This is a genomic window from Comamonas aquatilis (assembly GCF_965139575.1).
Taxonomy (GTDB): domain Bacteria; phylum Pseudomonadota; class Gammaproteobacteria; order Burkholderiales; family Burkholderiaceae_C; genus Comamonas; species Comamonas aquatilis.
The window spans coordinates 210,582-222,353 of the sequence record NZ_CBCSIW010000003.1 but is presented as its reverse complement, the minus strand read 5'-3'; the positions used below and the strand labels follow the sequence as shown (position 1 = coordinate 222,353).

At 61.7% G+C, this 11,772-nt stretch carries 8 protein-coding genes; 3 read left to right on the top strand and 5 right to left on the bottom strand.

Going from position 1 to position 11,772, the window contains the following annotated elements:
• Positions 1-7: 7 nt before the first annotated feature.
• The 4 genes from ACNAZA_RS06070 to ACNAZA_RS06055 all read right to left on the bottom strand — a co-directional run bounded on the left by ACNAZA_RS06070 (position 8) and on the right by ACNAZA_RS06055 (position 6,462).
• Positions 8-2,053 carry a choice-of-anchor tandem repeat GloVer-containing protein gene (locus ACNAZA_RS06070; RefSeq protein ID WP_415795572.1) on the bottom strand — a complete coding sequence of 682 codons (2,046 nt, stop codon included), beginning with the start codon at positions 2,051-2,053 and terminating at the stop codon, positions 8-10.
• 155 nt (positions 2,054-2,208) lie between these two features.
• On the bottom strand, positions 2,209-4,815 hold the full coding sequence (locus ACNAZA_RS06065) for a TonB-dependent receptor (RefSeq protein ID WP_415795571.1): 2,607 nt from the start codon (positions 4,813-4,815) through the stop codon (positions 2,209-2,211).
• Between the two features lie 151 nt (positions 4,816-4,966).
• The gene (locus ACNAZA_RS06060) at positions 4,967-5,947 is read right to left on the bottom strand and encodes a FecR domain-containing protein (protein WP_415795570.1); all 981 of its coding nucleotides are present in this window, start codon (positions 5,945-5,947) and stop codon (positions 4,967-4,969) included.
• Positions 5,944-6,462: a sigma-70 family RNA polymerase sigma factor gene (locus tag ACNAZA_RS06055; protein WP_415795569.1), complete on the bottom strand. Its 519-nt coding sequence runs from the start codon at positions 6,460-6,462 to the stop codon at positions 5,944-5,946. The genes ACNAZA_RS06060 and ACNAZA_RS06055 overlap by 4 nt, the downstream gene beginning before the upstream one ends.
• Before the next feature lie 213 nt (positions 6,463-6,675).
• On the opposite strand from ACNAZA_RS06055, the gene ACNAZA_RS06050 reads away from it, so the two are divergent.
• Positions 6,676-7,629, top strand: a complete 954-nt coding sequence (locus tag ACNAZA_RS06050; RefSeq protein ID WP_415795568.1) for an MBL fold metallo-hydrolase — start codon at positions 6,676-6,678, stop codon at positions 7,627-7,629.
• A gap of 113 nt (positions 7,630-7,742) precedes the next feature.
• Here ACNAZA_RS06050 and ACNAZA_RS06045 read toward each other — a convergent pair whose 3' ends face one another.
• On the bottom strand, positions 7,743-8,561 hold the full coding sequence (locus ACNAZA_RS06045) for a siderophore-interacting protein (RefSeq protein WP_415795753.1): 819 nt from the start codon (positions 8,559-8,561) through the stop codon (positions 7,743-7,745).
• A gap of 75 nt (positions 8,562-8,636) precedes the next feature.
• Here ACNAZA_RS06045 and ACNAZA_RS06040 point away from each other — a divergent pair, with 75 nt between their 5' ends.
• Both ACNAZA_RS06040 and ACNAZA_RS06035 read left to right on the top strand, forming a co-directional pair.
• Positions 8,637-9,095 carry a MarR family winged helix-turn-helix transcriptional regulator gene (locus ACNAZA_RS06040; protein ID WP_415795567.1) on the top strand — a complete coding sequence of 153 codons (459 nt, stop codon included), beginning with the start codon at positions 8,637-8,639 and terminating at the stop codon, positions 9,093-9,095.
• Positions 9,096-9,403: 308 nt separating this feature from the next.
• Complete coding sequence (locus ACNAZA_RS06035; protein ID WP_415795566.1) at positions 9,404-11,728, top strand: catecholate siderophore receptor Fiu; 2,325 nt, start codon at positions 9,404-9,406, stop codon at positions 11,726-11,728.
• Positions 11,729-11,772 lie beyond the last annotated feature (44 nt).

Genomic DNA, 11,772 nt, shown 5'->3' with positions numbered 1-11,772 from the left:
GACACGCTCATCCGAGCGCCTGGGAGTTGCGTGCTGCGCAGCGCTGTGTGCGACGGCGGTACACCGCCAAGCCCGCCAAGGGGGCCAAAAGCCACAAAGCCAAAGGCCCGCCGCCGCCATTGCCGTAGGACACCTGATTGCCGTCTTCAGCGGTTGCCGGGGTGCTGACATAGACCACCGTGGAGGCGGATACTTGAGCGCCGCTGGCCCCTCCTGCCACATCGCAGGTCAGGGTGTAGCGGTAAGTGCCTCGGGCCGGGCGCAGTTCGACGCTGCCTTGCGCGGGCACGGAGCCCACCCAATCGCCTGCCGTCGATGCAGCCGAGCACTGCTTGGCGTTGTTGGTGATCCAGGTCAAGGAAACGGTTTCACCGGCCTTGATCTCTCCGGCACTGGCCACCAGGCTGGCATCGGCGCTGGGGGTCTCGGCCGAATCCACAGCCAGCTGGAAGACGGTGCCGAAGTCGGTGGCCACGGTAAGCCCCGCACTGTTCAGGTAGTGGCCACCCATTGCCGTCGCGCCATACAAGCGCCCATCGCCACCGGCACGCACACCCACCGGCTTGCGACCGTCCTTGCCGGAGAAGGAGTGCACCAGCTCGAATCCGCTCTGCGTCACCTGACCATCGCCATTCACCACCATGCTTGTCGGCCGGATGCGGTAGATCGCACCGCAGCCGACTTCGGAATTGGCCGCAGCACTGGACGGCGCGCACAGATTGGCACCGCCGGACATGGTCGTGCCGTAGATGGCACCATCGGCCCCAAGCGCCATCGGACCACGCGGTGTGGCGCCGTCGATATTGCTGAAGGTATGGATGATCTGCAAAGGCCCGCCGGCCTTGGCAATGCGATACAGCGCGCCATACGGCTTGGGCCCGTCATAGTAGGGCAGATCCTTGACGTAGCTCAGGGTGGCGCTAGGCGCCCATTTGCGCGATCCGCAGGACGGGTTGTCGCGCGAGACGCTCTTGATCCAGGTACCGGTGATGGTGCTGTTGGCATGTACATAGCAGTCCCCTACCGAGGTCCCGCCGTACAAATAGCCGTCGCCGCCATCGATCAGCGAAGACAGGCTGTGCTCCTGCCCGGAGCCCATGGTCCGGTTGGTCACATCGCCACCCGCCGTCACTCCCGCTTCGTACGGAATTCCGCTGGGATAGAGCACAAAGCCTTCGCTGTTGGCGTTGTCATGGATGTTGATTTCGCCTTCGGCCAGCGTGAAGGTGTGCAGCACGGCAAAGCCCGAGCCATCGGCCGCATTGATGCGGTAGAGCGTTCCCGTCGGCGTGGTCGTGGCGGTCGGAGTCGAAGGTGCCAACGGCAGTCCGCGGTTGTATGCAGTCACGCCGTACAACACGCCATCCTTGCCCAGGATCAGGTCGTTTGCGGTCTGGCGCATGCCCGAGGGGCCGACGGCAAACTCGTGCAACGTGATCACGCTGCCGGAAGCGATGTTGAGCTTGAAAATCCGCCCCTGCCCCTTGGGCCCTTTGTCGATGCCGTACAGATTGTCTTGCGCGTCCATGACCAGTGCGCCGTTGGGCGAGTACAGCTGGCCGCGCGTAGCCTGCACCGGAGCGGAATTGGCACCGTCGTAGTCGGTGCGGACAATGACGCCCTGGCCCACGGCTGGGGAATAGGAGATATCGCTGGGCTTGTTCTTGCCGGCGTTTTTCTCGCCGTTGATGGTCGTCATCACCGCATAGAGACTGCCATCGGACGCTCTCACAGGTGTGCCCGAAATACGCCCATGCAGATCGTTGTCTGCGTTATAGGCCACGCGCTCGTAGACCGAGACCCCGGCCCGCATGGTGTACATGCCGAACGCGGTGTACATCTGTGTGGACAGAACCGATGGCCCGCCACCGTTGAAGCCACCAAACAGATAACCGGCACTCGAACCGGGTCGCACCGCATACAAGGGCGGCGAGGAGGGAAAGCGCGCACCAGGCCATCCAATCGTGCCGTCGGGCGTGGTCACGTCATCCCCTGCTGGTCGCAGCGAGGTTAGCGTGGTCAGCTTGACGTCGCCGACCTTGGTTTGGGCCATGGCCGGCAAAGTGGTGCACAGCGCACTCGCTGCAACACATGCAGCGGCACCCCAATGCCAGGGCGAGCCGTGGGAAATTGAAAAGGACAGCAAGCGGACCTCCAGGAAGCGATGGATGGGTTCGAACGACAGCAGGCGCAGACACGCACCGCGACTCAGAACTGGATGGACAAGGTGGCGGTGGCCGTGCGGCCCGGGCCGATGAAGTAGCTGCCGCCCTGCATTTCGGAGTAGTTCAGGTCGCGCAGGTTGTTGATGGCGAGACGCAAGATGGCGTTCGAGGAAATCTCGTAACTGGCCCACAGGTCGAACAGGCGCCAGGACTTCTGGTTGTAGCGTTCGCCCTGTGCCGTCCAGACACTGCTATTGGTGCTGGGCGACTGAAAACGCATGCGACCGCCCAGCGTGAGCTTTTTGTCGAGCAATCGCACGCCTGCGCTCAGGCTTGCGGTTTTGTTGGGCGGCAGCACATACCAGATGTTGGCATCGCCTGCCTGGCCCAGATTGTTGTTGGGGTAGCCCGTCAGGCTGCCCAAGGGAAAGGAGTCATACCCGCCTTTGCCGGTATTGACGAGCATGTGGGTGTAGTTGAGGCTACCGAAAACGCGACCGTTGTCATAGTCGCCCTGCAGCTCCAGGCCTTTGCTGCGGAACGGGTCCTGCAGATTCACATAGGCGTACGGCCCCAGCAGGCCGCCACCGGCAGTATCTATGGGCGACATGATGCGCGCCAGGGTCACATAGTCATTGACCTTGTTATTGAACCAGGCCACCTTCACGCGCAGCTTGTCGCCTTTACTGAGAACGTCGTCAAACATGCCGTTGGCCCCCACCTCCCAGTTGCGCGAACGCTCGGCGCGCAAATCCGGATTGGGGTAGTAAGGGAAGAGGCTGCCCGTGTGTTGACCCCACATCAGCGCTTCCGTCAACGCCGGCGGACGCATGCCGCGTCCTACGCTAGCAAAAAGCTGCACGGCCTCTATAGGCTTGAGCGCCAGTGCTAGGCGAGGTGCAAAAGCGCCATCGTTGCGGTCAGCCTTGAAGCGTGTGTACAAGGCCGTGGAAGGCGGGCGCACGCCCGGAGGATTGATGAGAGATCCCACACGCATGCGTCCATCGCCCTGCATGCCATACCAGTCGTAACGCAAGCCGCCGGTCAGCTCCAGCCAGTCGCTGTGCATCCAGTTGACTTCACCAAACAGGCTAGCCACGGTGCGCTTGCCTTTGGGGGTAGAGCCCGAATACAAAGCCGTCGTTCCCGCATCTGCGCCCACGGACAAAGCCTGTGCCTGCGGATCGGTCCAGTCATGGAAGAACTCCGCCCCGGTCTTGACCAGGGCCGCATTCTTCGCTCCCCATTGCAGACGTGATGTGTTCTCCAGCGTGCCGCCCACGGTGCTGGTCTGGTATTGCAGGTCGTAGGCATAGGGGTCCAACGTGCCGCCCGCGTAGCGGTGGGCCTGATTGCGCGTGCGGGTGTAGTAGAGGCTGGACTTGAGATCCACCAAGGCGTTTTCAGACGGATTCCAGGCATAGTTGGCCAGCAAGGTGTCGGTGCGTACATGATTAAGAATGCCGCCGCCGCTGGCCGACTGAGGCTTCTCGCCGAACTTGGCATCCATGCCGATATAGCTGAACTTGATCTGCTGTTCGGGCGCAAAGCGCCAGGTGCTCTTGAGCAGGACCGAGGTCTGATCCTGGGAAGTCAGCTGGCTCACGCCATGGGAGCTCCCATCCCTTTGACTCGAAGCCGATTCACGTCGCCCTTTTTCAAATTCGCCCACTTTTTTTCGGCTGACCAGCATCACCATATCGAGGTCTTCGCTGGGCTTGAGACCCAAGGCCGCACTGCCGGCAAAGTGATAGCCGTTGCTGCCGCTGGACAGGTTCAGGCGTGCCCCGCGAGTCTGGCCGTCCTTGACCAGATCGTCGGCCTCCAACGTGCGAAAGTTGACGACCCCGGCAATCATTCCCGCACCGCCCGCCGTCGAGGTCGGACCTTTGGAGATGTCCACGCCGCCCAGCATTTCCGGATCCAGGTACACCGAGCCATTGGAACCGTGGCCGCTTTGCTGGTAGTTCTGGCGCGTGCCGTCAATCATCACGTTGACGCGGCCAAAGTCCTGCATGCCTCGGATATTCACCGAAACGCCAGGGTCCATGCGGCTTTGCGAGGTGTACACCCCGGGCACCTCGGCAAGCACATCGGCGGTGTTGCGCGGCGGCAGCCGGTCTATCTCTTCGCGTGTGACCACAGCCACCGAACCGGCCGTTTCAAACACCTGCTGGCGGGCATCCTTTTTGGCAACCACGGTCACCTCGCCCATGTTGCGCTCCTGTGCTTGGGCTCGAACACCGTCTGGATTTTTCAGCACGCGTGCCGGAGCCGATCGGATGCGCCATGCGCCCTGCCCTTCGCTTTGCGCTTGCAGAGGATGACTCTCCAGCAGCGAATCCAGCACGCCTTGGATCGTGGCCACGCCCTTGAAACCGCGGCTTTGCTTGCCCTGAACCAGTTCGGGGTCGTAGGCAATCATGATCTGCGCCTCGCGAGCCAGCTGGTTCAGCGCAGTCTCCACGGATGCAGCCGGAATCGAGAACGAGCGCAAGGCCTTGTCGGAAGCTTGGGTGGCAGGCTGGGCATTCGCGACCAGCGGCAGCAGCGTGCCCGAAGCCAGGCTGACGGCAGCAGCAGCCATGGCGAGCACGGTGGGGCGCCAATGGGCAGGAGCACGCATGCGCGGCAAGCGACGGGAGGGCATTGACAAGTCCTTTCATGAAAGCCGCCGCATCAGACCGACCGAACGACAAGTCTGTTTTGAGGCGCTACTGTCAACAAGGACGAAGCAATTCGCCAAACCCGTAATGCTTTTATAAAAATTTTTGATGTCAGCTGTACCGAGGCGTACCAAGTCAGCCGCGCGGCATCAGCGTGACCCAGTAGCGCGTGCGTCGGCGCAGCTCTATGGGCCAGGTTTTTTGCAGCAAGTCCAGGCTGCGCTCGGTGTCCTTCAAGCTGAACACTCCGGAAATGCGCAGCTGCGCCACACGCTCATCGCAAGCGAGATGACCGAAGCGGTAGCGCCCCAGTTGCGCCACAAACACCGACAGCGGCATGCTGCGCGCCACCAGCACGCCATCCGTCCAGGCGTCGCCATCGCCATCACTGTCCTGCAGCTCATAAACCTGGCTGGTATCAAACCAGGCTTGTTGGCCCTGGCGCAGAACTCGTACTTCGGCAGAACCATGGGGCCGCAGCTCGACCGCATCGCTTTGCACCTGTACCCGGGTACCGTCTTCCTGAAGATGGGTTTGAAACCGGGTTCCCAGCGCTCGCACCCGGCCATGCGTCGTCTGCACCATCAAAGGCCTGTAATGCTGCGCACCGGCATCAGTACCCGAACTCAGAGCGATCCGCCCCTTGAGCAAGACCAGGCGGCGCTCGTTCTCATCAAAGCGCAGATCCACCGCCGTAGCGGTATCCATCAGCAGCACAGAGCCATCGGCAAGCACCACGCGGCGCACTTCGCCCACACCGGTACGCAAATCGGCAAGCAAGGCGCTGTCGGACCAAGGCTGGCGCAGCAACAACGCCGTACATCCCGTGCCCATGGCAACAGCCAACAGTCCCATGGCCTTGCGTCGCCCCATGTGCTTGCGGGCTGCATCCATGGTTTGCTGCGCCAGGGCTGCCGGCACGGGCGGCATGGAGGCGAAACGGCCTTGAATGCCCTGCAACCGCTCCCAGGCCAGGGCATGCTCGGGCGCGGCCTCTCTCCAGCGCAGGCACTCATCCCAGGCAGTTGGCGAGGCACTGCCGGACTGAAGCCGCACCATCCATGCAATCGCCTGCTGAACGACGGCGGGCGAAGGCTCACGGGCAAAGCCGCTCATGCCACAGCATCCAGATAAACGATGCGATAGCAGTGGGCAAAAGCCGTCGCCATGTATTTTTCGACGGAGCTCAGGGACACACCCAGGCGTGCGGCCACCTCCTTGTAGGTCAGCCCGTCGAGCTGAGCCAACAAAAAGGCACTGCGTGCGCGGGCACCCAGGCCGTCCAACATGCGATCAATCTGCTCCAGGGCCTGCAACACCATGGCGCGCTCCTCGGGCGAAGGGCTCACCGGCTCGGGCATCAGCGCCAGAGTCTCCAGATAGGCACGCTCCAGCGACATGCGTCGGCAATGGTCGATGAGCACGCTGCGCGCCACGGTGGCAAGAAAAGCTCGCGGCTCCTGCAGCTCTGGCGGGCACTGTTTGAGAAGGCGCACAAACGTGTCCTGTGCCAGATCCGATGCTTCCTGCACGCAATGCACACGCCGGTGCAGCCAATGCACCAACCATCCATGGTGGTCGCTATAAAGCGTATGTAAAAGCGAAGAGGAACTAGCTTGCGCACCAGCCATGACTCATGATTTCCGTAGAGCTTTCAGCAACATTACTGAGAATCGTTCTCAATTTTATTTGAATGTTGCCATCCGATACGAGGGCATGACATATCCCTGCGAAAGCTCTGGAAAAGATCGGGCCATGCGCCTGCACCCGCCCGCGACACGGTGTTGGCCGGCGCTCTGCTAGTCTTGCGCCAAACAAGACACAAGAGATGCGAGACAAGTCCCATGCACCCAAGCCCTATCTCTCTGCCTGCAGGCATCACCGTGCTGGAGCGCGGCTGGCTTTCGGCCAACAACATCGTGTTCGCGGCCCAGCCCGGCGATATGGAAGGGGCTGCGGTGGTGGACACGGGCTATGTGGCCCATGCACAGCAAACCGTGGACCTGGTGGCCGCCACTTTGCAAGGCCAGCCGCTGGCCCGCATTCTCAACACCCATTTGCACAGTGATCATTGCGGCGGCAATGCGGCGCTGCAGGCCGCTTATCCACAAGTGCGGACTTTCATAGCGCCCGGACAAGCGGTCCAGGTTCATGACTGGGATGAGGCGGCACTGAGCTACCAGCCCACGGGCCAGGAATGCCCGCGCTTTGCCATCAGCGGCGTGCTGCAGCCGGGCCACACGGTGCGGCTCTCGGGCCTGGATTGGCAGATCCACGCCGCGCCCGGACATGATCCGCATTCCATCGTGTTGTTCGAGCCCGCCAGCCGCACGCTGATCTCGGCCGACGCGCTCTGGGAAAACGGCTTTGGCGTAGTCTTTCCCGAAATCGAAGGGATTGCAGCTTTCGACGAGGTGGCGGCCACGCTGGATGTGATCGAGCAGCTGCAGCCCTTGAACATCGTTCCCGGTCACGGCAGCGTATTCACCGGCGTGGAGGCGGCGCTGGCGCTGGCCCGCAAACGTCTGGATGGCTTTGTGCAATCACCCGAGCGCCATGCCAGCTATGCCGCCAAGGTGTTGCTCAAATACAAGCTGCTGGAGTGGCAAAGCATTGATCTGGACGATCTGCAGACCTGGCTGCAGAACACCGCTTATTTCGGCATGCTGCATCGCCGCTATTTTGGCGTTCAGACCCTGCAGCAATGGCAGCAATCGCTGGTGGAAAGCCTGGTCGCCAGCGGCGCAGCCCACGTACAGACGCTGGCAGAGAATCGCCAGATTCTGCATAACGCCTGATTCATAATTAAATAGCAGCAAGCGCTTTTATTGATTGAGTTGCAGCCGTTTTACACCTAGACCGTGGCGGCAACTAGAGGGAGGCGGCAGCTCTGAGGAAACCTGCCGCGCACTCAGTTGCCTGCGCCCAGTTCCTCGTGATGCCCGGACTCCCCTTGTTTCCAGTACGAAGCAATGCGCATGCGCTTGGGATTGGCGCCGGGCTTGCTCAGCATGCGCTTGCGCAGATCGGCCATGGCGCGGTTCTCGCCCGCCGCCCAGACAAAGCCTTCGCCCTGGGGCAGCTCCAGCGCATCCACGGCATCAGCCAGCGAAGCCACCCATTGCAAATCCAGTGCGGCCTGGCTGCTCCAGGCACGCTGATCGGCGGCATTAGCCAGTTGCACGCGCACAATGGCGCGGCTGCCTGCGGGCAGTTCGGCCAGGCGGCGCTCAATGGCGGGCATGGCGGTTTCGTCGCCCAGCAGCACATGCCAGGGCAGGTCCGCCGCAATCACCAGACTGCCGCGCGGGCCGGCCAGGCCCAGCCACTGGCCCACGGGAGCGTTTTGCGCCCATTCCACCGCCGGGCCGGTGCCGTGGACGGCAAACTCCAGCTGTAGCGTGTTGCGGGCGGCATCAAAGTACAGCGGCGTGTAGTCGCGCATGGTGGGGCGCTCGCCCTCCACATGTGGGCGGCCGTCGACGATTTGGGGCAAGTTGGGTTTTTCCAATCCGGCCTGCGGCAGGATGAGCTTGGTGTGATCGTCAAAACCGGCACTGACAAAGCCTTCCAGCTCAGGACCTCCCAAGGTCAGACGAATAAAGCCGGGGCTAGTCTGCTCGCGCGCCAGCACTTGCACATGGCGGGAACGGAAAGGATGGCGCACGCGCTGCATCACGAAGTCTGTGCCATGGCTGGCGAGGGCGCTGTTTGTCTCGTTGGTGGACATAGGAGTGAGTTTGTTGATAAAGTCCACTAAATATCCAAGATTAAGTTGACTTTGTCAACAATAAATTCCCACACCATGAATTCATCCTTGTCTGCCGACGTGTTTGACGCGCTGCATGAACTGGTTCGCCTGTTTCGTGCGCGCATGCGCAAATCCATGGAATCCGTACACCCGGAGCTGACCTTCAACGAGATTCGCGTGCTGGTCCACACGGGCCGACGCCCGGGCCTGACGCAAAAGGACATGGTGGAACACAGCCATGCCGACAAGGCGCAGATGGCGCGCACCCTGGCCCAGCTAGAGGAAAAAGGCTGGCTGCTGCGCACGGCCAGCGAGAGCGACAAGCGTGTGCGCTGCCTGCAGCTGAGCGAGCAAGGCCAGGCGCTGTACGCCCAGCTGCGCCAGCTGCGCGACGGCGTGGCCAGGGATTTGCTGCAGGACTGCCCAGAGCCTCAGCAAGCCCAGTTGCTGGCCTTGTTGCAACTGGCAGGCGACGATGCCAGACAACGCGATAAAGAATTTCAGCAGCCTTGACAAGACCGCAAATCAACTGAAAAACGATGATCAACTAGTAAGCACTTACGCTTGCCGCTGCGCATTTGATAGCAACCTTATGGGCAACATGAACGCTCACTTGTTGCAGTGCAGCAACAACCCATGAAGCCATGGTAAATATTTGCAAAGAAACAAGTAGGAATCATTATCATTCGCAGCGTTCCGTATCCGCGTACGGCCTCAGCCAGCCATGGACTATGACCTGCACCGAAAGCGTCTGCACACTTTCCGGAGGCAAGCAAAAAGATATTCCTCGCCAGCCAGCAGTCTTCACCCAAGTCTTCATCATGGCGAAACCCAACACATATATTCAAAGCCGTAAACATACCCAGGCGGGCCTGAAATCACCCGTCAGCCTGCTGGCGGCGGCCACCGCTCTGGCGGCCCTGGGCCTTCCGGCCCATGCCCAGTCCACAGACACCGCTCCCGTTCTCAAGGAAGTGAAGGTCGAAAGCGCTGCCGATACGGGCTACACGCCGGGCACGATTTCCTCACCCAAGTTCACCCAGCCCCTGGTCAACACCACGCAGACCGTCTCCGTCATCAAGGAGCAGCTGCTGCAGGAACAAGGCGCCACCACACTAACCGAAGCACTGCGCAACGTGCCCGGCGTCGGCACCTTCTACGCGGGCGAGAACGGCAACACCAGCACGGGCGACGCGGTGTACATGCGCGGCTTTGACAGCTCCAGCAGCATTTATGTGGATGGCGTGCGCGACATAGGCGCCATCTCGCGCGATATGTTCAATATCGAGCAGATCGAAGTCACCAAGGGTCCGGCCGGTACCGACTACGGCCGCAGCGCCCCCACCGGCGCTATCAATCTGGTGAGCAAGCAGGCCAATCTGACCAACAGCTTTGGCGGCTCCCTGGGCTTTGGCTCGGCCAGCTACAAGCGCGGCAATGTGGACCTGAACCGCGTCATCAATGCAGAAACCGGCACGGCCGTGCGCCTGAATGCCATGGTGCAAGACTCCGGCGTGGCCGGTCGCGACCGCGTGGCCAACGACCGCTGGGGCATTGCACCCTCGTTCGCCTTTGGCCTGAACTCTCCCACCCGCGTGTTTGTGAACCTGCTGCACGTCAAGCAAGACAATGTGCCCGATGGCGGCGTGCTGACCATGGGCATGCCCGGCTATAGCTCGCCAGATCCCGTCAATCGCCCTTACCTCACCGGTGCGTCGCGCGTCAACAGCAAGAACTTCTACGGCACGGCCTCCGACCGCGACAACGTGACGGCCGACATGGCCACGCTGCGCGTGGAGCATGATTTCTCTGCCACCACCAAGCTGCGCAACACCACGCGCTGGGGCCAGACCAAGCAGGACTATCTTCTGACGGCCTTCATGGCGGCGGGCACCGGCACCAACAGCATCCAGACACCCAACGCGAATGATCCCTCTACCTGGAGCATGGCGCGCAACATCAATACCAAGGATCAGGTCAACCGCATCCTGACCAACCAGACCAATCTGAACACCAGCTTTGCCACCGGCACGGTACGCCATGATCTGAGCACCGGCCTGGAACTGACGCGCGAGGAACAGACCAATTACGGCCTGGCCACCGCCGGCGTCGTGCCCCGTGTCAGCGTGTACAACCCCGACTCCAGCATCTATCTGCCTGCCTATCTGCGCAACGGCGCGGACAGCAAGGGCACGACAGACACGGTAGCCCTGTATGCCTTCGACACGCTCAAGTTCAACGAGCAATGGCAGGCCAATGTGGGTCTGCGCTGGGATCACTACAAGTCTTCCTACAACGCCAGCGCCGTCTGCACGGCGACTTCCACCACCCAGCCTTGCGGCAGCAATCCTGTAGGCACCGTGGTGCGCACCACTTCGGACGGTCTGTCCAAGACCGGCAATCTGCTGAGCTGGAAGGCCGGCCTGCTGTACAAGCCTGCACCGAACGGCAGCGTGTACCTGAACTACGCCCTGTCGCAACAGCCACCGGGCGGCAACAACTTCACGCTGTCTGCCGTGGCCAATAACTCGGCCAACCCCAATATGGATCCGCAAAAGGCCAAGACCGCCGAAATCGGAACCAAGTGGGAGCTGCTGGACAAGAACCTGCTGCTGACCGGCGCACTGTTCCGCACCGAAGTCACCAATGAAATCGTGACCAACCCCGACGGCAGCGTGAACCAGACCGGCAAGAAGACCGTGCAAGGCCTGGAGCTGGGCGTGATCGGCCAGATCAACAAGGCCTGGGGCATGAGCGCCGGCTACACCGTGCAAAACACCAAGGTGGCCAACGGCGCCAATGTGGCGGCCGATGCCAGCAGCGGCCTGACCTACACCCCCAAGAACGCCTTCAGCCTGTGGAGCACGTACCAGTTGCCCTTTGGCCTGACGATCGGTGGCGGTGCACGCTACTCCGGCGGCCTGAAGCGCGGCACGGACGGTGCCGTGGGCACGCCCAACTTCACCGAGTCGTACTGGGTGGTGGACGCCATGGCCAGCTACCGCGTCAACAAGAACCTGGACATTCAGCTGAACGTCTACAACCTGTTTGACAAGAGCTATGTGGCAGCCATCAACAAGAGCGGCTACCGCTACTTCCCCGGCATTTCGCGCTCGGCACGTCTGACGGCTAACTTCAGGTTCTAAGCGGCGAACACCCCCTGAGCCGCTTTGCGGCTTCCCCCTCTCTC